Source organism: Agrobacterium sp. M50-1 (assembly GCF_049843495.1).
Taxonomy (GTDB): Bacteria; Pseudomonadota; Alphaproteobacteria; order Rhizobiales; family Rhizobiaceae; genus Agrobacterium; species Agrobacterium radiobacter.
This window is the reverse complement of sequence record NZ_JBBHZH010000004.1, coordinates 466,808-491,493: the sequence shown is the minus strand read 5'-3', so window position 1 is coordinate 491,493 and position 24,686 is coordinate 466,808. Positions and strand designations below refer to the sequence as shown.

Below are 24,686 nucleotides of genomic sequence, written 5' to 3'. Positions count from 1 at the left end.
AACTGGTCCAGTTTCCGGGGAACGTGCACGGAATGAAACGTTACGCAGGTTTCATCGCCTTGGGTCTTCTGTCGCTTGCGGCGCTGTGGTTTGCGCAGGAAAAATCCGCCCCGAAGGGACCGGCGAACGACCGGCAGACGCAAGCCTCGACGCAATCTGCAGGACACCCCCAGCCGGAAAGACCGCGCAGAAATGCGGGCAATAATCCGGCGCCTCGCGGAACGGGTTTCGATTTCTACGTGCTTTCCCTGTCCTGGTCGCCGGCCTTCTGCGCCAGTTCCGAAGGCTCGGGTAACCGCCAGCAATGCGGCAGCGACAGGCGTTACGGTTTCGTCGTGCACGGGCTGTGGCCGCAGAACGAAAACGGCTATCCCGAATTCTGCCAAAGCGGCGAGCCTGACCGTGTTCCTGACGCCATCGGCCGCAGCATGTTCGATATCATGCCGTCCATGGGCCTGATCGGCCACCAGTGGCGCAAGCATGGCTCCTGCTCCGGCCTGTCGCAGAGGGATTATTTCTCGGCAACGCGAGCCGCCTTCGAAGCCATCCGGCTGCCGGAAACAATTGCCTCGGGCGCAGCGGCCTCCACACTTTCCGCCGACGCCATAGAAACCGCTTTCACCGACGCCAATCCGGGCCTGTCGAAACGCGGTATCTCCATCAGCTGCGACGACAGGCGCCTTGAGGAAGTGCGCATCTGCCTCAACAGGGACATGACGTTCCGCGATTGCCCCGAGCTTGACCGCAAGGGCTGCCGCGCCAACGCCGCAGAAATCATCCCCATTCGCTAGAGCGCGTCGAGTGCGCTCTATTTCCTGTCTCTACACATTTTCCAGACATAAAACCGCTATCCAGTTTTATTGAATACTCCAGTCCCCAGACGACAACCCACAGGACCCGACCATGGAACTGCTTTACTCGCCCGCCTCCCCCTACTCCGCCAAGGTGCGCATGGCCGCCCGCCATCTCGGCATCGACATTACCTCGGTACGCGTCGACACCAATGCCGAGCCCGCAACGCTGATGGACAACAATCCGCTCGGCAAGATTCCCGTCCTGCTTCTGGATGGAGGCGGCTCGGTCTATGACAGCGTGGCGATCATGCATTATCTCGACCGTCTTTCAGGCGGCAAGCTCTACCCGAAGAAGAACGGCAAGCGCACGGACGTGGAAATTCTGGAAGCGCTGTGCGACGGCATCATGGATTGCCTGCTCGCCATCGTTTACGAGCGCCGTTTCCGCCCGGAAGACAAGATCCACCAGCCGTGGATCGACAAGCAGTGGAGCAAGGTGGCCCGCGGACTTGACTATCTCAACGCCAACCTGCCGAAAACCGGCAAGAAGCTGCATGGCGGCCATTTCGCCCTTGCAGCGATGATCGGTTATCTCGACCTGCGTTTTGCCGGTGAATGGGCCGAAGGGCGCGATGCGCTGGCCGCCTGGCCCGAAACCTTCGGCAAGCGTTTCGAAGCCTACACGGAAATGAAGGCGGCCGCCTGAGCCAGCCGAACAAAACGCCCGGTTTTTTTGGCCGGGCGTTTAAGCATGGCAAATCACGGAAACAAAAAAGCCGGGGCGTAAACCCCGGCTTTTCTTTAACCGATCCGAAAAGGATCAGAACTTGACGCCGATACCGGCCTTGACGGAGTGATCGTCGAAACCACGCGAGAACGCGCCGGAGTCGAGACCGTAGTCCTTCTTCTGGTAGTCGCTGTAGCGATATTCCAGACGGGCGGTGATGTTGTCGGTCACCATGGCTTCTACACCGGCACCAACGGTGTAACCGAGGGCGGTGGCGCTGTCCTTGGAGGTCGCGTCACGTACCTTGTTGTCGGAGACAGCAAGACCGGCCGTACCGTAGAGCAGGAACGGGTTCATGTCGTAACCAACGCGGCCACGCAGCGAGCCGTTGACGCCCTGCTTGCCTTCGATGGCGTTACCGGCAACCGTGCCGGCAGAACCCTTCTCGTCGCCCAGGTTTACGTCTGCTTCAGCACCGTAAACGATCTGGCCGCTCTGCATGTTGTAACCACCGTAGAGACCGCCGCCGAAGCCCTTGGCGTCACGGCCGTCATTGCTGGAGCTGAAACGGCCCCAGTCATAGTTGACCGTACCACCGAGGTAAGCGCCGGACCAATCCTTGACCGGTGCGGGCTGGTCGTAGGACACCGGTGCCTGCGGCACTTCATTTACGGCGTCAGCGGCGTGAGCAGCCGAAAAGCCGGCGGCTGCCATGGTCGAAGCCATAAGGGTTGCTACGAAAATACGCATGCTATTCTCCTTTCAGGACCGCTCTGCACTCAAAACATTGTTTTCAGACGCGGTATAAAATCGTCGGGTTAATCGCCCCTCTGGAAACTGAACTTGATGGGAGAATGCGGAGATCAAAGAGCCAAAATGTGAATTGTTTGGGGCAGAGACGTGACTAGAATTAGACGTTGCCTAATTGCCACAAGGGTTTTATTAACCCTAACAGAAGCCTAATCAGCAATAGATCGCCTTTAAACTTAGTTATATTCAAATTAAACCGAAATTGCATTGTGAATAAAAAATCGCCCAATTCTTTTGGGGCTGACGGACAGCTTGCGATTTGCATTTATATCCAGCAAATAGGGCTGAGATGAGCAAATGCAGGTCCGCCGTGAAAGAAAATATACCAAAGACAGTCTTGATAACGGGGGCCGCCCGCCGGCTCGGGCGGGCAATCGCCACCGATCTGGCCGCCCATGGCTTCGCGATCGCCGTCCATGCCAATGAATCTATGGCGCAGGCCGAGGAATTCGCTAACGAAATAAGGCAAAAAGGCGGCAAAGCCGTTGCCGTCCAAGCGGACCTGACACAATCCGGACCCACCTCTGGGCTCATCGGACAGGCTTCTTCGGCGCTGGGACCTATCGGCCTCGTTATCAACAATGCGTCGATTTTTCTGGACGACTCGGCGGATAAACCCGATCCCGTGATCTTCGACGCGCATTTCGCCGTGCATGTCCGGGCCCCTTCCCTCATCGCCGCCGCCTTTGTCGAACAATTGCCTGCCGACAAATCCGGGCTGATTGTCAATATCATCGACCAGCGCGTGCTGGCGCTCACGCCGCGGTTTTATTCCTACACGCTTTCGAAATCCGCCCTGTGGACAGCCACGCGGACGATGGCGCAGAGCTTCGCACCGCGTGTGCGGGTCAATGCCATCGGGCCGGGTCCGACCTTCAAAAGCGAAAGACAGGCGCCCGAGGACTTTCAGGCGCAGATCGACGGCCTTATATTAAAGCGAGGTCCCGCACCGGACGAGTTCGGGCGGACGATTCGCTTTCTTTTCGACACGCCGTCGGTCACCGGACAAATGATCGCGCTCGACGGCGGCCAGCACCTTGGCTGGGAAACCCCTGACGTGGCGGAGATTAATGAATGAACGGAAAGAAGCTGCCTGATGGCGGTATTCTCTTCGATGAAACCGACGACGAAGACGACGATGCAAGCCTTGCCGCACCGGAAGCGGCCGAGGCTCCGCGCGACGTTGCCGGCATGGATTGGAATGCAGGCTGGAAGAACGAATCCGGCCTGAAGGGCATGGATCTGATCGGTGAATTCGTCAAACACCTGCCGAACTCGCCGGGTGTCTATCGCATGTTCAACGATGCGGGCGACGTGCTTTACGTCGGCAAGGCGCGCTCATTGAAGAAGCGCGTCGGCAATTACGCGCAGGGCCGCGTGCATTCCAACCGCATCGCCCAGATGGTGCGTTTCACCACCCATATGGAGTTCGTCACCACCCGCACGGAGACGGAAGCGCTTCTGCTCGAAGCGAATCTGATCAAACGCTTGCGGCCGCGCTTTAATGTGCTTCTGCGTGACGACAAGTCCTTTCCCTATATTCTCATTACCGCCGACAACCGCGCACCGGCGATCTTCAAGCACCGCGGCGCCCGGGCGCGCAAGGGCGACTATTTCGGACCCTTTGCATCGGCCGGCGCCGTCGGGCGCACGATCAATTCGCTGCAGCGCGCTTTTTTGATCCGCACCTGTACCGACAGCGTTTTCGAGACCCGCACACGCCCCTGTCTTCTTTATCAGATCAAGCGCTGTTCCGGCCCCTGTACGCATGAGGTCAGCGATCAGGGGTATGCGGAACTCGTCAAGGAAGCCAAGGATTTCCTGTCCGGCAAGAGCCAGAGCGTCAAGACCGCGATTGCACGGCAGATGAACGAGGCGGCCGAAGATCTCGATTTCGAGCGCGCCGCCGTCTATCGCGACCGGCTGGCCGCACTTTCCCATGTCCAGAGCCATCAGGGCATCAACCCGGCCGGCATCGAGGAAGCGGATGTCTTCGCCATCCACCATGAGGGCGGCATCTCCTGCATTCAGGTATTCTTCTTCCGCACCGGGCAGAACTGGGGCAACCGCGCCTATTTCCCGAAGGCCGATCCTTCCCTGCCCGGCTCGGAAATTCTCAACGCGTTTCTGGCGCAGTTCTACGACGACAAGCCCGTGCCCAAACAGATCCTGCTTTCCGAAACGGTGGAAGAGCAGGAGCTGCTGGCCGCCGCTCTCGGTGAAAAGGCGGGACACAAGGTCACGATCAGCGTGCCTCAACGCGGCGAGAAAAAGGACATTACCGACCATGTGCTTGCCAATGCGCGCGAGGCGCATGGCCGCAAGCTGGCGGAAACCTCGTCTCAGGCACGGCTGCTGAAGGGTTTTGCGGAAACCTTCGGCCTTTCCTATGTGCCGCGACGGATCGAGATTTACGATAACTCCCATATCATGGGCACCAATGCCGTGGGCGGCATGGTGGTGGCGGGTCCGGAAGGTTTCGTGAAGAACCAGTACCGCAAGTTCAACATCAAATCGACCGACATCACCCCCGGCGATGACTTCGGCATGATGCGCGAGGTGATGACCCGCCGTTTCTCCCGTCTCCTGAAGGAAGAAGGCAAGCCCGACCGCGAACGGACCCCGACACCGGAGGAAGCGGCCGACATGCCCTTCCCCGCCTGGCCGGATGTGATCCTGATCGACGGCGGTCAGGGTCAGATGACGGCGGTGCGCGCTATCCTCGACGAGCTCGGCATTCGCGACTGTGTCACCGCCATCGGCGTCGCCAAGGGTGTGGACCGCGAGGCGGGCCGCGAACGATTCTTCGCGGACGGGCGCAGCGATTTCTCGCTGCCGCCGCGTGATCCCGTACTTTATTTCATCCAGCGCATGCGCGACGAAGCCCACCGTTTCGCCATCGGCTCGCACCGGGCGCGGCGCAAGAAGGAAATGGTGCGCAATCCGCTGGATGAAATTTCGGGAATCGGACCGGGCCGCAAGCGCTCCCTGCTGCAGCATTTCGGCACGGCCAAGGCCGTTTCGCGTGCCGGTCTCAACGATTTGATGGCTGTCAGCGGTATTTCCGAGACGGTGGCGCGGCAAATTTACAATCACTTCCACGAGAGCGGCAGCGATTGACGCAGAACGGTGAGGCCGAACTGCTAAAAAAACATAATGACGTGTTGACGCTATGCCCTAGCGGCGGCATCAAGGCAGCTGATCTTAGACTGACAGGTTTCCCATGGCTTCGCGCGCATACAGCATTCCCAACCTTCTCACCTATGGCCGCATCCTCGCGGTTCCTGTCATTGTTCTGTGCTTTTACGTCGAAGGGAAACTGGAAAGCTCGGATTTCGCGCGCTGGACGGCTCTATGGCTGTTCATCATCGCCTCGCTGACCGATTTCCTCGATGGTTATCTGGCACGTATCTGGAACCAGACGTCGAATATCGGCCGCATGCTGGATCCGATTGCCGACAAGCTGCTGGTCGCCTCCGTGCTGCTCCTGATGGCGGCTGATGGCACCATTGCCGGATGGTCGCTCTGGGCCGCCATCACCATTCTCTGCCGCGAAATTCTGGTTTCGGGCCTGCGCGAATATCTGGCGGCGCTGAAAGTCAGCGTTCCCGTTACCCGCATCGCCAAATGGAAGACCACCATCCAGATGGTGGCCATCGCCTTTCTGCTTGCGGGTCCTGCGGGCGACAAGGTTCTGCCCTACACGACCGAGATGGGAATTACGCTTCTCTGGCTCGCCGCAGCGCTCACCATGTATACCGGCTATGATTACTTCAAAGCCGGCCTCAAGCACATCGTGGACGAAGAATGATGACGCGGATCGTTTATTTCGCCTGGGTTCGCGAGAAGATCGGCACGGATGAAGAGGAGCTGGATATCCCCTCCTCCGTCACCACGGCCGGTGAGCTGATCGCCTGGCTTGCGGCACGCGGTGAAAATTACGAAGCCGCCTTCGAATTTCCCAATGTGATCCGTGTTGCCGTCAATCAGGAACATGTCGAGCATGACGAAAGCATCGCCGGCGCACGCGAGATCGGCATTTTCCCGCCGATGACGGGGGGATGAGCGGATGCAGCCGACAGTCCGCGTCCAGGCAGAGGATTTCGACGTTGCGGAAGAAACGCGCCGGCTGACGGAAAGTGACAGGAGCATCGGCGCGGTGGTGGCCTTCACCGGGCTCTGCCGGGATGATGGCGGCACGCTCGCGGCGCTGGAGCTAGAGCATTATCCCGGCATGGCGGAAGCGGAAATAACCCGCATTGCCAAACTTGCCATGGAGCGTTTCGGCCTGCTTGGTCTCACCGCCATCCACCGCCACGGCAAGATCGCCACCGGCGAAAATATCGTCCTCGTCATTGCAGCCTCGTCTCATCGACAGGCGGCCTTTGATGGCGCCAATTTCGTGATGGACTATCTCAAGACATCCGCCCCGTTCTGGAAAAAGGAACATGGCAGGGATGGCTCGACGGGCGACTGGGTTGCAGCAAAGGCAACCGACGATGCGGCGAAGGACAGGTGGCGATAGTGCTTGTCCTTTTCTCGCCTTTCCGGACGGAAAACCGGCGTCCACTTTTCGTGGAAATGCTCTAGGGCGTTTCAACCCTGCTGCGCATGACAATCAGCCAGCCGACCAGCATCGCCAGAACCACCGCATCGCGCCAGGCGGCCGGGCCGTAACCGACCCAGAAAGTTTCCGCAAAACCGACAGCGGCGGCCCCAAGGCCGCAGATGAGCGGGCTGGCATAACCGCCCGCCGCCGAAATCAGCACCACCTTCAGCCCAAAGACCAGACCGGCCCCGAAATCCATGGTGCCATAATAAAATGTGGCCAGCACACCGGCGATGGCGGCGACCAGACCCGCCGCGCAATAGGACAGCAGAAATATCCTGCCCGCATTCACCCCGCACAAAGCGGCGGCAAAAGCATCGTCCGACACCGCCTTCCAACGCCTGCCGAAAGCGGAACGGCTGAGATAAAACGACCCCGCGAGAATGAGCAGGCAGAAGGCCGCCGTGTTCAGCATCTGCATCGGCGTCAGGGTCACGGCAAAGCCACCATCGGCCCAGAAGCGCACCGGCTGAGATAGAAGCGGCGGCAGCCATAATTGCCTTGTGTCGGCGGCCAGCCTCGCGCTTTCGGTCAGCGCGATCAGCACGCCGACGGAGGCGACGGTCACCGCATTGGGAGAGGCTTTCGCCAGCGGCCGCATCACCGCCCTGCCGACAAAACCCGCCGCCCATAGCCCACCGAACACACCCGCCCCTGCCCCGAGCGCAAGTGTTGCCGGCAGAACCAGCCACAGCCGGTTCCAGCCGAAATCGGCAAACAGCAGGCAGGTCTGACCGGCAAAGGCGAATATGGCGCCATAGGTGACATCGGCGCGTCTGGTGACCGAAAAGGCGATGGCATACCCGAAGGCCAGAACCGCATAGAGCGAGGCAACCGGCACCGCATTCAACAATTGTTGCAGGAAATAGGGCAAGCGCGTCCTCCCGCCATTATTATAACTGTTAAAACCCATTTTGACAGTTATAATAATGGCATGACCTTTCGCTGGACAGAACATCGTTTCGCAGGCGGCGCATTGGCGCTGGATGTCGCCAATAGCGTGATCCTGCGCGCAGACGTGGCAAAATCAGTCGATCGTTTTGCTGCGCCCGCGCAGATCGCCGCCTTTGCCGAAGCGGCGACAAGGCTCGGTGCGGAGCGCCACAGGTTTCCCACGCTCATCGCACCCGAAGCGGAAAGGCGGCCGGTTTTTCTAGAGCTTCGCGAGGCTGTCGACGATTATTTCCGCACGTCCATCACCGGCAGCGAAGATGGCGACGGCAAACTGGCCGGGCTTCTCTTCGCCTGCGGCACGGCGCTGCGGACGTTTCCGCTTGCCGAAAGCCTCGGCAATGCCACCGCCCATTCCGCCCTCTCGCTACTTGCGGACGAGACGCAGGAACGGCTGCGCATCTGCGGCAATTGCGGCTGGCTGTTTATCGACCGCAGCAGGAACAGAAGCCGCATCTGGTGCGATATGGCTGTGTGCGGCAACCGGCAGAAAGCCAGCCGGCACTATCACCGGAAAAAGGAGGCGCAGACATGAAAGGAATCGCCCTTCCATTGCTGGCGATTGCAGGGATGCTCGCCCTTTCCGGCTGCCAGCGGGACGAACCGCGTGAGGTGGCGAAGATCTCCGGCCGGATGTTTGTGTTTAACTACCGCGTGGCCATCGCCACCTATCTGGTGACCCTTCAGCGCATCGCCCCCATTCGTGACGGCAGCACCATCGAGGCGACGTTCGAAAACCCTCGCGGTGGTCCAGACCTCACCAGCCGCGAGAAGATTTTTCCGAAAGACGAAAAGATCACGGTTCAGAGCCCACCGGTGGAATGCGTGAAGCAGGACCGGCCCTATAAGGTCACCATCCATATCAAAGGGCCGGAAGGCGACATTCTCCAGAGCATCGAAACCACGATCCGTTCCGACACCGACCAGTCACTTCTGCCCGCCAAGCCGCTGGTGGTCGGCCCGCTTTATACGCCCAATCCGGAGGTGTTCAAACCGGATGGCACGACGGATATGCGGCCGGTTCAGGATTGTCCGGCGTCGTAGGGACTGACGGAATGAATGACGTGAAGGCGTCCCATCCCTCATTCCTGTGCTCGTCACAGGGATCCAGTCAGCCCAAGTCCTTGGGCTGAAAGGACTCCCCGCCCCGCAGACGCGCGTCGGCTGGATTTCTGTGACAAGCACAGGAATGAGGAAGGTGGGAATGGCTGCGACCTAACCCTTTACCCCTATCAAAACAAAAAAACGGAGCCTCTCGGCCCCGCTTCTTCGAGTCATTTCAGCAGCTTCACGCAATCGCCTGCAATAGCGATTCAAGCCGTTGAGATTTTGAATCAGCCGACGATTTCGGTTTCGGCGAACCAGTAGGCGATTTCCTGTGCAGCGGTTTCCGGAGCGTCGGAACCGTGAACGGAATTTTCGCCGATGGAGAGCGCGAAGCTCTTGCGGATGGTGCCTTCAGCGGCCTGGGCCGGGTTGGTGGCGCCCATGATTTCGCGGTTCTTGAGGATGGCGTTTTCGCCTTCCAGAACCTGAACGATGGTCGGGCCGGAGGTCATGCCTTCAACGAGTTCGCCGAAGAAGGGACGCTCCTTGTGAACGGCGTAGAAGCCTTCAGCTTCGCGCTTGCTCATCCAGACGCGCTTGGAGGCGACGATGCGCAGACCGTTGTCTTCAAATACCTTGGTGATCGCGCCCGTGAGGTTACGCTTGGTTGCGTCCGGCTTGATCATCGAAAATGTGCGTTCAATCGCCATGTGTCCGTTTCCTTTTCCTTCAGAGAAAGTGGGCGGTCTTTACCCGCCCAAAGGCCCGAAAACAAGGGGGATCAACGAGATTGCGACTGTCGGCGCAGACATTTCACGCCGCTGTCACACTGCGGCCTCTCGCATCATAGAGATCGAGGCAGCCTTCGAACCAGTCCCGCACCGGATCGTTATCGGCAAACAGATCCAGCCCGGTGGTGATCCTCGCCCATTGCAGCGCGCCGAACACGATGTAATCCGCAAAGAGCGGCGACGTACCGCCGATGAAAGGCTGGAAGCTCAGCATACGCCGGATCGGTGCGAGCAATGCCGGAAATGCTGCGATCTCCGCCTCGCGGTTCGCCACCACATCCTCAAGCGGACGGCCGAGCGCTTTTGTGCGGCTATCGCGAAAATAATGGCGATCCGGCTCATCCAGCATATTGTGGATATCGAGTACGGCAATGCGGACGATGGCGGGGTGAAGCACCGTCTGCGACCAGCTTTCGACGAAACGGGCCATTGCCTTGCCACCCTCGCCGTTAAACAGCGAGGGGCGCTCCGGGTAAGTCTCGTCAAGATAAAGCGCAATTTCGAAACTGTCGCTCACCAGTTCGTCACCATCGCGCAGGATGGGCACGGTCTTCGAAAAACCATCCTCCACCGTGGGGATCACCGTAAAAGGCAAAGGCCTTTCCTCGAAATCCAGCCCCTTATGCGCCAGCGAAAGCACGGTTTTCCAGCAATGGGGAGAAAATGGCCGGGAAGTGTCGCTTCCGCATAGCGAATAGAGCGTTCTGGAAGTCGTCATGGGCTGCCCCTCTTCTGCAACATCGATGAAGCGATATAAAAACGGTCGCCACCCGAAATCAAATCAGGATTTGTCATATTATCGATCAAGGCGCGCCAATGCGGATTCATGCTTCGTGACGGCAAAATTCCCTTCTGGGTTTATTCTATTTTAAACCGTTGCTTGTAAGAATTGCGCCGTTCAACAATCGGTTATCGCCGGTCTATTCATAATAATCCATTGGTATTGGGGCTGTCAGTGACGACATCGGCGGGCGATAAAAAACGCGAACATGCAAGAAGTGCACTTGTCGTTACCAAAATCACGCAGTTCATTGCCAAGATGAACATTGCGCCTTTGCCGCGCAACTACGAATTGATCTATGAAATATTGTCTGGACACAACCCGGCCATGGGCCGCGATATTCTCGCGCTCGGCAACGCGCCGCAGCAGCATGAAATCGATCTCATCGGCCAGCGGCACAATCTGCCAGGTTTTTCGCGGATCGAGGCGGAGCAGATGGCAAGCGAGGCTTTCGATACGTTGACGCAGATTTCCGCGCGGCTGGATGCGAGCCTTCACCGCACTGAAACCTTCATGAGCAGCCTTGAGCAGGACGAGGATGGCGAGCCGCCCGCAATGGAGCGTTTCGTCGAGTTGCTGGGCGATATTCGCGAGGAACAGACGAGCCTTCGGCATTTCATCGCCATGGGGCTGGTGAAAATTCGCGAGGTTGAAAGGAACCGCGCGGAGCTTCAGGCCGCCTCCCTGCGCGATGCGCTGACGGCATTGCCAAACCGTGCCGCCTTTCTTGAAAAGCTCGGCGCTCTTTTCGCGAAGGACCGGGCTGCCTCAGCCACTTCGCTGGTGCTGCTGGATATCGACCATTTCCGTGAAATAAACGGCAAATATGGCTCGTCTGCAGGCAACAAGGCGTTGCGACGTCTCGCCGCCCTGTTTCGCAAGACCATCAAGAAGGACGATTTCGTCGCCCGTATCGGTGGCGATGAATTTGCCTTTCTGTTTGCCGGCGTGCCGCAAAACACGGCCGAGGCCATTGCCGAGCGGCTGCGGCAGAGCGTGGAGGCATTGCGCTTCGCAACCACTGGCGGCGATGGCGAACATCTGACGGTTTCGATCGGCGTCGCGGAAGTGGATGGCACCGCCACGCCGGCCGAGTTTTTCGGCCATGCGGAACTCGCCCTGCTCTCGGCCCGCTGCGGCGCCCGCAACTGCGTCGTCGGCTATTCGAGGGAGGTGTCGCAGCACAGCCGCAGCAGCTATCTGGCGCAACTCGGCTCCTGAGACAGCATTCTCTCATGGTGTGGCGCGGGCGCTCTTGCCTTGGCCAGACAGTTCGGCCAAAACGGCGCCATGATTACGATTACCGATCTTTCCGCCCGCATCGCCGGGCGTCTGCTTCTTGACCATGCCAGCGTGACGCTTCCCGCCGGCGTGAAGGCGGGCCTTGTTGGCCGCAACGGCGCCGGCAAATCCACTCTGTTCCGGGTCATCACCGGCGATTTTTCGGCTGAAAGCGGTTCGGTGACGATCCCGAAGATGGCGCGCATCGGCCAGGTCGCGCAGGAAGCGCCGGGCACCGAGGAATCGCTGATTTCCATCGTGCTTTCCGCCGACAAGGAACGCAGCGCGCTTCTCGCCGAGGCGGAAACCGCAACCGATCCGCATCGTATCGCGGAAATCCAGATGCGGCTTGTCGACATCGACGCCCATTCGGCCGAAGCGCGCGCGTCAAGCATTCTTGCCGGTCTCGGTTTTGATCACGAGGCGCAGCTTCGCCCCGCCTCCTCCTTCTCCGGCGGCTGGCGCATGCGCGTGGCGCTTGCGTCGGTGCTATTTGCCGAACCCGACCTTTTGCTGCTCGACGAGCCGACCAACTATCTCGACCTCGAAGGCACGCTCTGGCTGGAAGATTACATCAGGCGTTATCCGCATACCGTCATCATCATCAGCCATGATCGCGATCTTCTCAACAATGCCGTCAATTCCATCGTGCATCTGGACCAGAAGAAGCTGACCTTCTATCGCGGTGGTTACGACCAGTTCGAGCGGCAGAAGGCCGAGGCCGACGAATTGCAGATGAAGGCGAAGGTAAAGAACGACGCCGCCCGCAAACATCTGCAAAGCTTCATCGACCGTTTCCGCGCCAAGGCGACAAAAGCGCGGCAGGCGCAGAGCCGCATCAAGGCGCTGGAGCGCATGGGCACAGTGGCCGCCGTGATCGAGGATCACGTCCAGCCGATCACCTTCCCCGAGCCGGAAAAGCAGCCCGCCTCGCCCATCGTCGGCATCAATGGCGGTGCTGTGGGTTACGAGCCTGGAAAATCCATCCTGAAACAGCTCAATCTGCGGATCGACAACGACGATCGCATCGCGCTGCTCGGCTCGAACGGCAACGGTAAATCGACCTTTGCGAAATTCATCTCCGGTCGTCTTGCGCCGCAGGCCGGCGATCTGCGTGTCGCGCCCGGCCTCAAGATCGGCTTCTTCGCGCAGCACCAGCTCGATGACCTCGTGCCGGATGAAACGCCGGTCGAACATGTGCGCAAGTTGATGCCGCTGGCCCCCGAAGCGCAGGTGCGCTCCCGCGTGGCGCAAATGGGGCTTGCGACGGAAAAGATGGCGACGGCGGCGAAGGATCTGTCCGGTGGCGAAAAGGCTCGCCTGCTGATGGGGCTTGCGGCCTTCCATGCGCCGAACCTGCTGATCCTCGACGAGCCGACCAACCACCTCGATATCGACAGCCGCCGGGCGCTGATCGAGGCGCTGAATGATTATAACGGCGCGGTCATCCTCATTTCGCACGACCGCCACCTCATCGAGGCGACGGTGGACCGGCTGTGGCTGGTGGCCGACGGCACGGTCAAGACCTTCGAAGGAGACATGGAGGAATATCGCGATCTCGTCGTTTCCTCCGGCAGGAAGAAGGAAGACAAGACCGAGGCCGCTGCCGATCAGGCGTCGAAAGCGGATCAACGCAAGGCCAACGCAGAAAAGCGCGCCCAGCTTGCGCCGCTCAAGAAAAAGATCAACGAAATCGAGTCCCTGACGGCAAAGCTTGAGAAAGTGATTCAGTCGCTCGACACCGAACTGGCAGACCCGGCGCTATACGAGAAGGCCCCCGCCAAGGCCGCGCAGAAAGTGAAAGAGCGCGGCGAAGCCGCTGCCAGACTTTCGGACGCGGAGGAGCAATGGCTGATGCTTTCGAGCGAATACGAGGATGCAATGGCGGGTTGATACGCGACAGTGCAGAGCCGGCGGCCTCTTGCGAAGCCGCCGTATCGCATTGACGCAGTTTATTTCGCGCCGATCGTGTTGAGACCTTCACGCGCGCATTCGGCATCGATCGCGCCCGATGGCGCGCCGCCGACACCGATACCGCCCACCAGGGCGTCGTCGATCTTGATCGGCAGGCCGCCGGCCTGGATGACCATGCGCTCATCCATGTTGCGAAGGCCATCATTGGCCGGCTTGGAGGCGATGAATTCGGCGATCTCGCCAATATCACGGCCGAGCGATGCGGCGGCGAAGGCCTTGCCGGTTGCGCTGGAGACCGTGTGCGGGCCGGAGCCATCCGCCTTCAGCACCATCTTGGTGGCGCCATCGCGAGTGACGATGGCAACGCTGACGGCGCTACCCTTGGCGGAGCAGGCCTGAAGCGCTGCCTTGGCTGCCTTTTCCGCCATTTCGAGCGGCAGATAGGGCGCGGTCGGCAGCGTCTGCGCCAATGCGGCAGAAGGAACGATCAGGGCGGAAACGATGAGAAGGGTGCGGATCATGGAAAGTCCTCTTGCTTGATGAGGACTGCAGCTTAAGCGGATGGCGCTCAGCCGCGAATCCGTAAGACTTGCCGGCTGCTCGGTAGTTCTACCGATCCACGCTGGCTTCCAGCCAGAGCCGCGTCATTTCCGCCTGCGAGGTGGTGCCGAGCTTGAGGCCGATGGCGGCGCGATGGCTGTCCACCGTGCGCGGCGACAGGCCAAGCCCGTCGGCGATCTGGCGTGTGGTAAAACCGAGTGCGATGCGTTCGAGTATTTCCCGCTCCCGCGCGGTCAGCAGCGATAAAAGCGCCATCGTCTCCGCCTGCAGCGCTTTTGCATCGAGCGTGCGGGCCAATATCCGGTGCGCCTTCTGGATGGCGTCGATGAGATCCTGCTCATCCACGGGCTTGGAGAGAAAATCCACCGCGCCATTGTGAAAGGCCCGCCGGCAGGCTTCAATATTGCCGTGACCGGAAATGATGATGACGGGCCAGTCGATCCCCTCTTCCGTCAGCTTCTCCTGCAGCTTCAATCCGGTAATGGCGGGCATGCGGATATCGAAGATGAGGCAGCCCGGTTCGAGCCCGGATAGCTGACCGAGAAATACCACCGGATCGGCAAAGCCCTTCGCCTTGATGCCGACGGTGGACAGGAGCAATATCAGCGCCTTGCGTACGGCGTCATCATCATCCACGAGATAAACGGGCAGCGTCATGGGGTCTGTGCCTCCGCTGCAAGCGGAAGGACAACCCGGAAAAGCGCACCATTCTCACTCTCGACATAGAGGATTTCGCCGTCGGCGCGCTCCACCAGCCGTTGGCTGAGGGCAAGTCCCAGACCCATGCCGTTCGTTTTCGTGGTGGCGAAAGGCGTGAACAGCCGGTCGCGCAGGCCCGGTGCGACGCCGGGGCCGTTATCGGCAACGTCGAGAACGGCGAAATCATCGCTCCGGCTCAATCTGGCGGTGATGGCGCGCCTGCCTTCGATGGCGGCGAGCGCATCAAGCGCGTTGCGCAGCAGATTGAACATGACCTGTTCTATTTCGACGGGGTCGACCCGCACCAAGAGCGGGGTATCGGGCATGGCGATGTCGATGCTGGCTTCGTGCCGGGCCGCTTCTCCGGCAAGCAGCGCATCGACATTGCGCAGAGCGGCGCGCAGATCATGCGCCGCCACCGGCTGGCGGTGCGGCAGCGACCAGTTGCGAAACCGGTCGAGCATATTGGCGGCGCATCGCGCCTGATCGATCATATCGTCGAGAGCACCGGAAAGAGCCGTGACATCCTGACGGGCAAGCAGCCGCCGCCCGGCCTGCGCCTGCGCCAATATCGCCGTCAGAGGCTGGGTCAGCTCATGGGCAAGGCCGCTTGCCATTTCTCCGAGTGCATTGACCCGCGAAGCGTGGGTGAGCCGCGCCTCCATGCCGCTCAGTTCGGCCCGTCTTTCGGCGGCGCGCATGCGCGTCCTCTGTCTTGCCATGACAGTGCCAAGCAGGAAAACGATGCTCGACCCAGCCATGCCCGCCAGCACGGCGCGGCCGGGCAAAAGATCGCGCCAGGTGATGGAGAGGGCGACTTCGAGCATGAGCGGCTGGGTGGCGCTGCTCAACTGCCGGACATATTGCGGCGCTTCCGGCATTGAGGGCGGGCCGAACAGGACTGTACCGTCAGGCATTTTGAGGCGGATCACCGCCTGTTTCGCAGACCAGAACGGGGCATCGGACGCCAGAAGCCGCGCGGCATCGACGGCAAGGACCAGCGCTTTCGAGGCCGTCTCGCTATTGGGGCTGCGCTTGACGATCATGTAATGGCCGGGCCTGAGATCGCTCGCTACCAGGGCTGGCCGGCCGGTAAAGACCAATGCCGCCTTTCGGATCGCCGCTGCCAGCTCGTTTTCCAGCGGTCGGGTGCCGATAACAGGCCCCGCCTCGTTGAGGGGAACCAGCTGAACCTCATCGATGCGCGGGTAAAATTGCAGAATGGGTGCTGCGACATCAAGCAGCAGGCCGTAATCCGCCCCCTGCTCCGCCTGCGCTACCGCCGAAAGCGCCGTCACATGGGCATCATGCTGATCGGCGCGGCGGGATGCCTCGGCCTGCAACGCGTCGCTCTCTCGCCCCAGTTCGCCGAGCAGGCTGACATATTGATAAGCCGCCAAAGCGGAAATAACGGTCGCCATGAGCAGTGCCCAGACCAGAAACAACCTGAGAAAAGGCCATCCTGACAGCGGCTGCGGATTGTCCGCCGTAGACAGGTCGCCTGATACGGCATGGGCGGCCGCGCGAAGCGAGCGGCCGGCGCCACCCTCGCCCTTGGCCGATTCATTCGGCAAGTGCTGAGCCGGCTTTCCGGGCATGTCGTTCCATGCATCATTGTTTTCAAGCATCGGCTCGCCCGCATGACCTTTAAAAAGGATCATGACATTCGTTCATCAAAGAAGTTTCTCAGCACAGACCGGGAAAACATTCAATGCAGCAGTCGCCGAATTCCCTTCGATGGCCAGTGGCCGCAGCAAGGGCCCCGATCGGTCTCCTCGCGTCAGGCGCAGGCCCTGCGAGGCTGCAGCCGGGCGAGCGGCACGGCGGGGGAATAAAGATAACCCTGCCCGAAGCGTATGCCCATCTGCATGAGAAGCCGGCTCTGCTCCTCCGTTTCGATGCCTTCCGTTACCAGCTTTGCGCCGTAGCGCTCGGCGCTCTCGAAAGCGAGCGCGATGGCGTCCCTGAACCGCGATTGGTCGAGCCTCGACGTCATCCAGTGATCGATCTTGACCTCTTCGAAAGGGAACCGCGCCAGCAAAGTGAGTGCGGCATAACCGGTGCCGAAATCATCGAGCGCCAGCCGGACGCCTGCGGCGATCAGCGCATCGAAATTCTGCTGCACGACATCGGTGGTCGGTATCCTGCTCATCTCCGTCACTTCGATCGAGAGGCGATGCGCCGGCACCGCCATGTCGTGCAGCAGCGCCACGACCCGCTCTCCGAAACGCGCAATCGCAAAAGACGACGCGGAGATATTCACCGCCAGATGAAAATCCGCGTCGAGGCCGTGCAGGTCACGAAGGTCGCGCACAACAGCTTCGATCGTCGACCATTCGAATTCCACCAGCAGACGATGGCGTTCGGCAATTTCCAGCACGTAATAAGGCGAAAGCGCCTGTCCGCGCGCATCGACCGCGCGCAGCAGCGCTTCAGCGCCGATCATGCGGCGATCACGCATTTCGAATTTCGGCTGATAACAAATGGGCGGCCTGCCGGATTTGATCCAGTTGACCAGCATCTGCCGCACCGCCTCGTCCCGTGTTGCTTTCTCGGCAAAGGAGAAGGGGAAAATCTGCACCGGATGATCGCTTCCCTTCAGCGCAAGGCTGAGGTGTCTGAGGAAGGAGGCGACATTCTGCCGGGAAAGCCGGTCCAGATTTGCCGCACCGATTTTGAGATGCGGAACCGGCCCCGCCTCCGCCGAGCGGCAAAACGTGCTCAACCCGTCATGCAGGTGCATCATCAGCTTCGCACTTTCCGACTTCTCCAGCGAAATCCCCTGCATGACGACCGCAAGCGTCATATCGCCGAACATGAAGCTGCACGGCGTGTTGGAACTGCACAGCAGACCGTCTTCGGTATCGCAGATTTCCCGCGCCAGCCTGGGCCAGAAAAGATCGCTCCAGTCCTCGCCCTCGCAGGCGGCGACATCGGCAATATTGATGATTTCGATGAGAATGAGGGCGTGCGGAACGGCCGGCTCCTGCCGCATCGTTGTTTCTATGTGGTCTTTGAGGGCGCGTCTGTTGGGCAGGCCGGTCAATGAATCGGTCCGCGCCGCAACGTCGCGCTTCTTTGCCTCGTCCCTTGCCCGCGCCTCGCTGCGCAGAAGGATGAACAGGCAGACGATCATCGGCAGGCCAACGGCAACCGCGCCGAGGGTTCGGCGGCCGACTGCACTCAAAAACAGCGCCTGATCGACCAGACCAAGCGCGAATGAGACCGCGATGGCAAGCAGCACGGCAATGAACCTGACCGCAAAGACGGTGAGAATATCCCGAATTCCAAGATCGGCGAGACGGCGCTTGCGCATCCAGCCATACATGATGATGCCGCAGGCCGAAATGACGACCATGTCCTGCAGGGCCGCAAAAAACAGCACGGGACCACCGAACACAAAACGCCCGGCCGCGACGAGGAAGAGGCTGATCAGCCCGCCCTGCCAGGAGCCGAGCACCCCGGCGAGAAACAGCAGGTCGGAGCGGATATAAGGTTTGGAGGGCAGCTTGATGAATTCGGAAACCAGCAGCGTCAGCAGAAAGCCCGTCATTCCGAACACGATGCCATAATACATTTTATAGCGTGGGTCCTCGAGGGCGATGTTTCGCCGCAGGAGGATCAACACGGACACCATGCCAACGACCGCGGCCGCCTGAAGCAGCAGGAATGGAAGTTCGGCAGCGGATGCTGCCGCTTGTGCGGCGATCAATTCCATCATCTGCATTCCCCGGTTATCATGTGTTCTTGGGGCCGGAATTCCGGCACATGGCCTTCACAGATCCTGCTTCGCGCAGGACAGAACTTATCACACATCGCTCAGCCTTCAGTGTCCTATGCCGACATTGCGGCTTCGACGCCGTAAAGTTCCGCTGGGCCGGCAATCGCTCCCATATGCCCCGAGGCCAGCACCAGCCGGTCGCGGCCCTGGCGCTTCGCCTCGTAAAGCGCCATATCGGCCCGGTTGACCATCTCGTATATGATTTCCCTGCCGTCACCGGAAACTGCGATGCCGAGGCTGACGGTGACGATTTCCCGCCCGTCGGGGCGGTTGAGATGGGGTATGGCCTCGTCGATCACAGCCAATCTCAGTCTTTCACCGATGGCGAGTGCAGCGGAAACAACGCAAGTATCGAGCAGAACCACAAATTCCTCGCCACCATAACGCGCGACGAAACTTCTGTCGCCATCGTCCCTGCGCAGGGCGCTGCGCAGCCTGCCGGCGATCCTGCGCAGGCAATCATCGCCGGCCACATGGCCCTCTGAGTCATTGTAGTTCTTGAAATAATCGACATCGAGAAGGATGAGCGCCCGCGGCCTGCCGTTGCCGTCCGAAGCCTCGCTCGCCGCCTCGTCAAAGCTGCGGCGATTGCGGATGCCGGTGAGCTGGTCCGTATTGGAAAGCTGCTGAAGCTCTTGATTTGCGTTTTGAATCCGCTGCAGCAACGTCTTCTCGCGCAGCGACGCCAGATAGTCCCGTCTTTCCACCTGCTCGATACGATAGGCCGCAAACAGTGAAACGGCGCTGATTCCGACGGAACACATGATCGCGGGCAGCTTGGCCACCTCGCTCGTCACGGTGACATATTCCATGCCGATGATGAAAACCGCCATGCAACCGACCGTGCCCATGACCGCAAGCGGAAACGGTTTGCGATGTATCGTATTCATATAGAGGACGACGGTGACGATCCCCATGTAATATTCGCTGGCCGATGAGGTCTGCGCGTTGGCATAGATGAACATGATCGAGGCGACGACCATCATGCAGCCCAGCCCGTGAAGCACCTCATGCACCACCGCATCCGGCCGCACGCTGATCGCATAATAGCGGGCGGGAAAATAAAGAAACAGAAGCGGCGTAATGATAAACAGGCGGACTGTGAGATCCAGCCAGATGATCTCCGGCACCAGACTTATGTCCACAAACACGTATAGATTGTAGAGGGTGACGCCGAAAATCAATCCATATGTATTGAATTGCCGGCTGCTTTCGTTGACTTTCTGAACGAAGCCAGACAAACGGTCATCTCTAATTAAAACCACCATACACCTGTTATTCAAAAATACATTCAAGTGAAATATAAAATTGCTATCAATAACCATGAAATATACATGAAAAAATCAACATTAAAATCGCCGATCGACAAAAATAACACTTAAAAATTCAAAATAATATTTTTAATTCCCAAATATTACGCAATAGAAGAATAGCCGCGTCGAAAACTTGTTATGAAGTTACGGCCTGAAAAAAGACGCACCGGGCGGAAACGATCACCTTGCTCCTTCGGGCGTTTCTGCTAAAAACTTGTAAAAATCACACTTTATTCCATGCAGCACTCAAACGGGTTCCACTTCATGTCAGCCACCAAGCTTGCCATCGTCGGCGTCGGCAAAATCGTTCGTGACCAGCATCTTCCCGCCATCGCAGGTAATCCGGATTTTGAATTGATCTGCACCGCGAGCCGTCATGGCGCCGTGGACGGCGTCGCTTCCTACGGCACCATCGAGGCCATGCTGGAGGCTGTGCCTGATATCGATGCGGTATCGCTGTGCATGCCGCCTCAATATCGCTACGAGGCGGCCTATGCGGCGCTGAATGCCGGCAAGCACGTCTTCCTCGAAAAGCCACCCGGCGCCACTCTTTCGGAAGTGCAGGATCTCGTACGGCTTGCGGATTCCAAGGGCCTGTCGCTGTTTGCAAGCTGGCATTCGCGGTATGCGCCGGCGGTCGAGGCGGCGAAGGCGTTTCTGGCCTCGACGAAAATCGACAGCGTTCACGTCATCTGGAAAGAGGACGTGCGCCACTGGCACCCCAACCAGGCCTGGATCTGGCAGGCGGGCGGTCTCGGTGTGTTCGACCCCGGCATCAATGCGCTTTCGATCATCACCCACATCCTGCCGCACGCGCTGTTCCTGACCAAGGCGACGCTTGAATTCCCGGAAAACCGCGACGCCCCGATCGCGGCCGACCTGCATTTTTCCGACGTGACGAAAACGCCCGTCCATGCCGAATTCGACTGGCGTCAGACCGGCAAGCAGAGCTGGGATATCGTTGCGGAGACGGCAGCGGGACGGATGGTGCTTTCGGAAGGCGGTGCGAAGCTTTCGATCAACGGCGAGGAAAAACTCGCCCAGCCGGAGCGGGAATATCCCGCCCTTTACGAGCGTTTCTCCGAGATCATCAAGGCAGGCCGCTCCGACGTTGATCTCGCGCCGCTGACCCACGTGGCCGACGCCTTCCTGCTCGGCCGACACAAATTCGTGGATTCCTTCTACGACTGAGAAGCCGAAACGCTTCCCGAAAGCAATGCCTTAGAGGGTGCGACTGACGAAACGGTCGCGCCCTGATTTTTTGGCCTGATACAGCGCTTCGTCGACGCTCTGCAGCAGCGTCGCGCGATTTGCTCCCGCCTGCGGGGCCAGTGCGCCGCCTATGCTGAGGCGGGCGCCCACCTCGTTCCCATCGACGTCGAAAGGCTTACGGAAGGCGGCAAGCAACTGGTCCGCCAATCCGTTCAGCACCTCGGAGGCGCTCGGCCGGGGCATGAAAATCGCGAATTCGTCACCACCCATGCGCACCACGATATCCTCACTGCGGATCGCATTGCGGATGCGCCCGGCGGCCTCGATCAGAACACGATCTCCCGCCGGATGGCCGAACGTATCGTTGATGGTCTTGAAACCATCAAGATCTAGATAGAGGACACCGAAGGCCTCATCTGCACCGAGGGCCGCGCCGAGCTGGCTGTCGACAATCGCCTCCAGAGCCTTGCGATTATAAAAACCGGTCAGCGGATCGGTCATCGCCGCGTCGCGCAGCTCGCGTTCGGCAAGACTCATGGTGAAATTGGCTTTCTGGAGCCGCAAAAGCGCGGCGGCCAGCAAAGCAAAACGCCTCAAGCTATCCATTTCCGTGCGGGAAAATTTTCGCGGCACGGTATCGACCAGGCAAAAGGCGCCAATGACGAGGCCGGGCTCCAGCTCGATCGGCGCACCGGCATAGGAACGCAATCCGGGGCCGCCCTTTACATAGGGCATGAAACGGAAATCCGGATGCTCTGTCAGATCGGAAATGATCACCACATCCTGCCTGGTGATGACACGGCTGCAGATCGACATGTCACGCGGGCATTCCGAGAGCTCCATGCCCGCCTGTTCCGCGATATGAAGCCAATCCTCGTCAACGATGTGGACGGCCGCCCGGGGCACGCCGAAAACGTCCTGTCCCAATTGCGACAGCACTTTCAGTTCCGGCATTTCGGCATTCTTGAAAGACATGATCGAGCGCACCGCAACCAGGCGTTCCATTTCCCCGTCCGGCCGTGAAATTGCCTGTCCCATGCCATGCCCCCCTGCTGTTTCGTCTGCGGCGTCCGCCTCTGGCCGGAGCAAGCAACCCGCGCCGAGAAAGCCGACGTCTGTTTCGGGGCTTTCCTCTCCGCGCATAATGCAAAAACCGGCAATTGACGCCACATGCGAAATTTTGCCGGTCTGTTTGCGTATGGAACCAATCGTGGGGTTACAAACCTGCTGTGCGATCAGGCCTTCTTCTGCCAGCGGCCTTCAGGGGACTGCTGCCAGTAAGTCAGAGAATGCCCCTCTGTTTTCAGCCTTTTCCAGTGATTTCGCGCCATTTCAAGCTGGTAGGCATCGTATCCGTCGAACATGAACACGATACGCTCATAGGCTTCCACCGCTGGCGGCTCTGCGCCATCAACGATAAAGCGGACACTCGCCGCATTGGCATTTTCGTCCGACGCCGTCAGGAGAATCGGCTGACTTTGCGGTGCGGGCGAAGTGTCGGTGGCGTGCGGCAGGAAGCTGTCGTCACGAAAGGTCCACAGATGTGTGTCGAGGAAATCACGGCGTTCCTCACCCGCCGTCTGGATCGCGACCTTCCAGCCGCGTTCCAGCGATTTCTCGAGCAAAGGCGGCAACGCATCCTCCAGCTTCGATTCCGTCAGATGGTAGAACAGAATTTCAGTCATCCGCAGACGTGCCGCCCCACTCGTTTCAATCTTCGTAATGGGCGCGAACGAGTTCGTTCAGCAGCCTGACGCCGTAGCCAGAGCCCCAGGACTGGTTGATCTCGGTCAGCGGCGACCCCATTGCGGTGCCGGCGATATCGAGATGCGCCCAGGATGTTTCCCCCACAAAACGCTTGAGGAACTGTGCGGCGGTGACGGAACCCGCCAGACGCCCCGAACTGTTCTTCATGTCGGCGAATTTGGAATCGATGATCTTGTCGTAATCCTTGCCGAGCGGCATGCGCCACAGTTTTTCGGCTGTCACGTCACCCGCCTGCGCAAGGCGCGCTGCAAGCTCGTCGTCATTGGAGAAAAGGCCGGCCTGCAGATTGCCGAGCGCAACCGTGATGGCGCCCGTCAGCGTGGCGAGATTGATCATGAATTTCGGGTTGAAGCGATCCTTGGTGTACCAGAGCGCATCGGCCAGAACCAGCCGGCCTTCGGCATCGGTATTGATGATCTCGATGGTCTGGCCGGACATGGAGGTCACGATATCGCCGGGGCGCTGTGCGTTACCGTCAGGCATGTTTTCCACAAGGCCTATGACGCCGATCACATTCGCCTTGGCCTTGCGGGCCGCGAGCACATGCATCAGACCGGTGACGGCCGCCGCGCCGCCCATGTCGCCCTTCATATCCTCCATATTGAGGCCGGGCTTTAGCGAAATGCCGCCGGTATCGAAAACGACGCCCTTGCCGACAAAGGCAATCGGCTCGTCCTTCTTGTTGCCGCCGTTCCACTGCATCACCGCAAGCCTCGGGGGGCGCGCCGAACCCTGCGCCACGCCGAGAAGCGCATTCATGCCAAGCTTCTTCAGCTCTTTCTCGCCGAGGACTTCCACCTCGACGCCGAGTTTGCGCAGTTCCTCCGCCTTTTCGGCGAATTCGACCGGGCCGAGAGCGTTCGGCGGCAGGTTGACGAGATCACGCGCCAGAGTAACGCCGCCCGCAACCGCTTCGGACACGGCAAAGGCCTTTTCCGCTTCCTGATGCGCAGCCGTGACAATGACGATACCGACCTTTTTCGGGGTCTTTTCGTCATCGGACTTTTTCTTGGTCTTGTAAGCATCGAAGCTGTAAGCGCGCAGCAGAACGCCAAGCGCGAAATCCGCAGCCGCCTGCCCGCCAACCTCTACGCCCGGCGCGTCCAGATAGATGACGACCTTGTCCGCCTTCTTGAAATTGGCGGCGGCGGTGCCGCCGGCGCGCAGCCAGTCATGGGCGACCAGCTTCGACGGCTTGCCCAGGCCGATGACGAGCAGCCGGTCGGCGGTGGAACCCTGCGGCGCGATCACGTCGAGCGTCGTCATGGATTTTGCGGAAAAGCCCGAGATATTCGCCGCCCTCTCGATCACGCCGCCCGGATCGGCCTCGGAAGCACCGGCGACGGCCTGCGCCTCACCCGAGGCCTGCAGCACAACGGCCAGGGCATTTTCCAGCGAGGCGGAATTGGCGAAAGATATATCGAATTTAGCGGACATGTTTTCCTGCTCTTCTTCTACGACTTGCACGATGCGCATGATCATGGCCTTTTCGGCCCCGGGCGCAACCCCGCATTCTTTAAAGGCCTACAGTCGTTAAAGGAAAGGCATTTTTGTGGAATGCGAAATCACGTCATGAAACCGACAGCTTGTTCCACAAAAAGACACAGGCGGCGGAAAAATCGTCGCGCAAAACATATTTGTGAGCATG

General features: G+C 59.6%; 24 protein-coding genes. 12 read left to right on the top strand and 12 right to left on the bottom strand.

The genetic code is table 11. From position 1 onward, the window contains the following. Window positions 1-32 precede the first annotated feature (32 nt). Both WDZ78_RS12880 and WDZ78_RS12875 read left to right on the top strand, forming a co-directional pair. Complete coding sequence (locus WDZ78_RS12880) at window positions 33-791, top strand: ribonuclease T2 family protein (RefSeq protein ID WP_425673213.1); 759 nt, start codon at window positions 33-35, stop codon at window positions 789-791. Window positions 792-903: 112 nt separating this feature from the next. Further along, window positions 904-1,500 carry a glutathione S-transferase gene (locus WDZ78_RS12875; RefSeq protein WP_003502128.1) on the top strand — a complete coding sequence of 199 codons (597 nt, stop codon included), beginning with the start codon at window positions 904-906 and terminating at the stop codon, window positions 1,498-1,500. A gap of 114 nt (window positions 1,501-1,614) precedes the next feature. On the opposite strand, the gene WDZ78_RS12870 is transcribed toward WDZ78_RS12875, so the two are convergent. Continuing rightward, window positions 1,615-2,271 carry an outer membrane protein gene (locus WDZ78_RS12870; RefSeq protein ID WP_003502127.1) on the bottom strand — a complete coding sequence of 219 codons (657 nt, stop codon included), beginning with the start codon at window positions 2,269-2,271 and terminating at the stop codon, window positions 1,615-1,617. 349 nt (window positions 2,272-2,620) lie between these two features. On the opposite strand from WDZ78_RS12870, the gene WDZ78_RS12865 reads away from it, so the two are divergent. The 5 genes from WDZ78_RS12865 (at window position 2,621) to WDZ78_RS12845 (ending at window position 6,856) form a co-directional block, all read left to right on the top strand. Beyond that, a complete protein-coding gene (locus WDZ78_RS12865; protein ID WP_425673295.1) occupies window positions 2,621-3,409 on the top strand; it encodes an SDR family oxidoreductase in 789 nt (262 codons plus the stop codon). Next, entirely contained in the window at window positions 3,406-5,451 is a 2,046-nt protein-coding gene (uvrC, locus tag WDZ78_RS12860) for an excinuclease ABC subunit UvrC (protein ID WP_020009469.1), read from the top strand. Before WDZ78_RS12865 ends, uvrC begins: the two co-directional genes overlap by 4 nt. 103 nt (window positions 5,452-5,554) lie before the next feature. Further along, on the top strand, window positions 5,555-6,142 hold the full coding sequence (gene pgsA / locus WDZ78_RS12855; RefSeq protein WP_004441114.1) for a CDP-diacylglycerol--glycerol-3-phosphate 3-phosphatidyltransferase: 588 nt from the start codon (window positions 5,555-5,557) through the stop codon (window positions 6,140-6,142). Then, window positions 6,142-6,396 (top strand): molybdopterin converting factor subunit 1, encoded by a 255-nt coding sequence (gene moaD, locus WDZ78_RS12850; protein ID WP_425673293.1) that lies wholly within the window; start codon window positions 6,142-6,144, stop codon window positions 6,394-6,396. The genes pgsA and moaD overlap by 1 nt, the downstream gene beginning before the upstream one ends. A gap of 4 nt (window positions 6,397-6,400) precedes the next feature. After that, on the top strand, window positions 6,401-6,856 hold the full coding sequence (locus tag WDZ78_RS12845; protein WP_020009471.1) for a molybdenum cofactor biosynthesis protein MoaE: 456 nt from the start codon (window positions 6,401-6,403) through the stop codon (window positions 6,854-6,856). 61 nt (window positions 6,857-6,917) lie between these two features. Here WDZ78_RS12845 and WDZ78_RS12840 read toward each other — a convergent pair whose 3' ends face one another. Beyond that, window positions 6,918-7,814 carry a branched-chain amino acid ABC transporter permease gene (locus WDZ78_RS12840; RefSeq protein ID WP_425673211.1) on the bottom strand — a complete coding sequence of 299 codons (897 nt, stop codon included), beginning with the start codon at window positions 7,812-7,814 and terminating at the stop codon, window positions 6,918-6,920. 60 nt (window positions 7,815-7,874) lie between these two features. Between WDZ78_RS12840 and WDZ78_RS12835 the strand changes: the two genes are divergently transcribed. Together WDZ78_RS12835 and WDZ78_RS12830 are read left to right on the top strand one after the other, a co-directional pair. Beyond that, the gene (locus WDZ78_RS12835; protein ID WP_020009473.1) at window positions 7,875-8,426 is read left to right on the top strand and encodes a CGNR zinc finger domain-containing protein; all 552 of its coding nucleotides are present in this window, start codon (window positions 7,875-7,877) and stop codon (window positions 8,424-8,426) included. Then, on the top strand, window positions 8,423-8,935 hold the full coding sequence (locus WDZ78_RS12830; RefSeq protein ID WP_003502119.1) for a hypothetical protein: 513 nt from the start codon (window positions 8,423-8,425) through the stop codon (window positions 8,933-8,935). The genes WDZ78_RS12835 and WDZ78_RS12830 overlap by 4 nt, the downstream gene beginning before the upstream one ends. A 290-nt stretch (window positions 8,936-9,225) precedes the next feature. Here WDZ78_RS12830 and ndk read toward each other — a convergent pair whose 3' ends face one another. Both ndk and WDZ78_RS12820 read right to left on the bottom strand, forming a co-directional pair. Continuing rightward, window positions 9,226-9,648 carry a nucleoside-diphosphate kinase gene (ndk, locus tag WDZ78_RS12825; protein ID WP_003502118.1) on the bottom strand — a complete coding sequence of 141 codons (423 nt, stop codon included), beginning with the start codon at window positions 9,646-9,648 and terminating at the stop codon, window positions 9,226-9,228. A gap of 103 nt (window positions 9,649-9,751) precedes the next feature. Beyond that, a complete protein-coding gene (locus WDZ78_RS12820) occupies window positions 9,752-10,447 on the bottom strand; it encodes a glutathione S-transferase family protein (protein ID WP_026363455.1) in 696 nt (231 codons plus the stop codon). 237 nt (window positions 10,448-10,684) lie between these two features. Between WDZ78_RS12820 and WDZ78_RS12815 the strand changes: the two genes are divergently transcribed. Together WDZ78_RS12815 and WDZ78_RS12810 are read left to right on the top strand one after the other, a co-directional pair. Beyond that, a complete protein-coding gene (locus WDZ78_RS12815) occupies window positions 10,685-11,731 on the top strand; it encodes a GGDEF domain-containing protein (protein ID WP_425673210.1) in 1,047 nt (348 codons plus the stop codon). A gap of 69 nt (window positions 11,732-11,800) precedes the next feature. Further along, window positions 11,801-13,684: an ABC-F family ATP-binding cassette domain-containing protein gene (locus WDZ78_RS12810; protein WP_425673209.1), complete on the top strand. Its 1,884-nt coding sequence runs from the start codon at window positions 11,801-11,803 to the stop codon at window positions 13,682-13,684. Window positions 13,685-13,743: 59 nt separating this feature from the next. Here WDZ78_RS12810 and WDZ78_RS12805 read toward each other — a convergent pair whose 3' ends face one another. From WDZ78_RS12805 to WDZ78_RS12785, 5 genes are all read right to left on the bottom strand, one after another. Then, window positions 13,744-14,226, bottom strand: coding sequence for a GlcG/HbpS family heme-binding protein (locus WDZ78_RS12805; RefSeq protein ID WP_425673208.1), 483 nt, complete (start codon window positions 14,224-14,226; stop codon window positions 13,744-13,746). An 88-nt stretch (window positions 14,227-14,314) separates the two neighbouring features. Then, on the bottom strand, window positions 14,315-14,923 hold the full coding sequence (locus WDZ78_RS12800) for a response regulator transcription factor (RefSeq protein WP_020009477.1): 609 nt from the start codon (window positions 14,921-14,923) through the stop codon (window positions 14,315-14,317). Next, entirely contained in the window at window positions 14,920-16,626 is a 1,707-nt protein-coding gene (locus WDZ78_RS12795) for a sensor histidine kinase (RefSeq protein ID WP_425673207.1), read from the bottom strand. Before WDZ78_RS12795 ends, WDZ78_RS12800 begins: the two co-directional genes overlap by 4 nt. Window positions 16,627-16,745: 119 nt before the next feature. After that, window positions 16,746-18,686 carry an EAL domain-containing protein gene (locus WDZ78_RS12790; RefSeq protein ID WP_425673206.1) on the bottom strand — a complete coding sequence of 647 codons (1,941 nt, stop codon included), beginning with the start codon at window positions 18,684-18,686 and terminating at the stop codon, window positions 16,746-16,748. A 113-nt stretch (window positions 18,687-18,799) separates the two neighbouring features. Beyond that, complete coding sequence (locus tag WDZ78_RS12785) at window positions 18,800-19,987, bottom strand: GGDEF domain-containing protein (RefSeq protein ID WP_425673205.1); 1,188 nt, start codon at window positions 19,985-19,987, stop codon at window positions 18,800-18,802. Window positions 19,988-20,323: 336 nt separating this feature from the next. Between WDZ78_RS12785 and WDZ78_RS12780 the strand changes: the two genes are divergently transcribed. Then, the gene (locus tag WDZ78_RS12780) at window positions 20,324-21,250 is read left to right on the top strand and encodes a Gfo/Idh/MocA family protein (RefSeq protein ID WP_020009481.1); all 927 of its coding nucleotides are present in this window, start codon (window positions 20,324-20,326) and stop codon (window positions 21,248-21,250) included. 30 nt (window positions 21,251-21,280) lie between these two features. Here the strand turns inward: WDZ78_RS12780 and WDZ78_RS12775 are convergent, their stop codons facing one another. The 3 genes from WDZ78_RS12775 to WDZ78_RS12765 all read right to left on the bottom strand — a co-directional run bounded on the left by WDZ78_RS12775 (window position 21,281) and on the right by WDZ78_RS12765 (window position 24,475). Then, window positions 21,281-22,309, bottom strand: a complete 1,029-nt coding sequence (locus WDZ78_RS12775; RefSeq protein ID WP_425673204.1) for a sensor domain-containing diguanylate cyclase — start codon at window positions 22,307-22,309, stop codon at window positions 21,281-21,283. A 197-nt stretch (window positions 22,310-22,506) separates the two neighbouring features. Continuing rightward, window positions 22,507-22,956 carry a DNA polymerase III subunit chi gene (locus tag WDZ78_RS12770; RefSeq protein ID WP_425673203.1) on the bottom strand — a complete coding sequence of 150 codons (450 nt, stop codon included), beginning with the start codon at window positions 22,954-22,956 and terminating at the stop codon, window positions 22,507-22,509. A 25-nt stretch (window positions 22,957-22,981) separates the two neighbouring features. Beyond that, window positions 22,982-24,475 (bottom strand): leucyl aminopeptidase, encoded by a 1,494-nt coding sequence (locus WDZ78_RS12765; protein ID WP_026363459.1) that lies wholly within the window; start codon window positions 24,473-24,475, stop codon window positions 22,982-22,984. Window positions 24,476-24,686: the final 211 nt, after the last annotated feature.

What these genes read in the sequence shown, in the direction of transcription:
- WDZ78_RS12880 (WP_425673213.1), top strand. Translation starts at nt 33, where the DNA reads ATGAAACGTTACGCAGGTTTCATCGCCTTGGGTCTTCTGTCGCTTGCG.
- WDZ78_RS12875 (WP_003502128.1), top strand. Translation starts at nt 904, where the DNA reads ATGGAACTGCTTTACTCGCCCGCCTCCCCCTACTCCGCCAAGGTGCGC.
- WDZ78_RS12870 (WP_003502127.1), bottom strand. Translation starts at nt 2,271, where the DNA reads ATGCGTATTTTCGTAGCAACCCTTATGGCTTCGACCATGGCAGCCGCC.
- WDZ78_RS12865 (WP_425673295.1), top strand. Translation starts at nt 2,621, where the DNA reads ATGAGCAAATGCAGGTCCGCCGTGAAAGAAAATATACCAAAGACAGTC.
- uvrC (WP_020009469.1), top strand. Translation starts at nt 3,406, where the DNA reads ATGAACGGAAAGAAGCTGCCTGATGGCGGTATTCTCTTCGATGAAACC.
- pgsA (WP_004441114.1), top strand. Translation starts at nt 5,555, where the DNA reads ATGGCTTCGCGCGCATACAGCATTCCCAACCTTCTCACCTATGGCCGC.
- moaD (WP_425673293.1), top strand. Translation starts at nt 6,142, where the DNA reads ATGACGCGGATCGTTTATTTCGCCTGGGTTCGCGAGAAGATCGGCACG.
- WDZ78_RS12845 (WP_020009471.1), top strand. Translation starts at nt 6,401, where the DNA reads ATGCAGCCGACAGTCCGCGTCCAGGCAGAGGATTTCGACGTTGCGGAA.
- WDZ78_RS12835 (WP_020009473.1), top strand. Translation starts at nt 7,875, where the DNA reads ATGACCTTTCGCTGGACAGAACATCGTTTCGCAGGCGGCGCATTGGCG.
- WDZ78_RS12830 (WP_003502119.1), top strand. Translation starts at nt 8,423, where the DNA reads ATGAAAGGAATCGCCCTTCCATTGCTGGCGATTGCAGGGATGCTCGCC.
- ndk (WP_003502118.1), bottom strand. Translation starts at nt 9,648, where the DNA reads ATGGCGATTGAACGCACATTTTCGATGATCAAGCCGGACGCAACCAAG.
- WDZ78_RS12820 (WP_026363455.1), bottom strand. Translation starts at nt 10,447, where the DNA reads ATGACGACTTCCAGAACGCTCTATTCGCTATGCGGAAGCGACACTTCC.
- WDZ78_RS12810 (WP_425673209.1), top strand. Translation starts at nt 11,801, where the DNA reads ATGATTACGATTACCGATCTTTCCGCCCGCATCGCCGGGCGTCTGCTT.
- WDZ78_RS12805 (WP_425673208.1), bottom strand. Translation starts at nt 14,226, where the DNA reads ATGATCCGCACCCTTCTCATCGTTTCCGCCCTGATCGTTCCTTCTGCC.
- WDZ78_RS12800 (WP_020009477.1), bottom strand. Translation starts at nt 14,923, where the DNA reads ATGACGCTGCCCGTTTATCTCGTGGATGATGATGACGCCGTACGCAAG.
- WDZ78_RS12795 (WP_425673207.1), bottom strand. Translation starts at nt 16,626, where the DNA reads ATGATCCTTTTTAAAGGTCATGCGGGCGAGCCGATGCTTGAAAACAAT.
- WDZ78_RS12790 (WP_425673206.1), bottom strand. Translation starts at nt 18,686, where the DNA reads ATGATGGAATTGATCGCCGCACAAGCGGCAGCATCCGCTGCCGAACTT.
- WDZ78_RS12780 (WP_020009481.1), top strand. Translation starts at nt 20,324, where the DNA reads ATGTCAGCCACCAAGCTTGCCATCGTCGGCGTCGGCAAAATCGTTCGT.
- WDZ78_RS12775 (WP_425673204.1), bottom strand. Translation starts at nt 22,309, where the DNA reads ATGGGACAGGCAATTTCACGGCCGGACGGGGAAATGGAACGCCTGGTT.
- WDZ78_RS12770 (WP_425673203.1), bottom strand. Translation starts at nt 22,956, where the DNA reads ATGACTGAAATTCTGTTCTACCATCTGACGGAATCGAAGCTGGAGGAT.
- WDZ78_RS12765 (WP_026363459.1), bottom strand. Translation starts at nt 24,475, where the DNA reads ATGTCCGCTAAATTCGATATATCTTTCGCCAATTCCGCCTCGCTGGAA.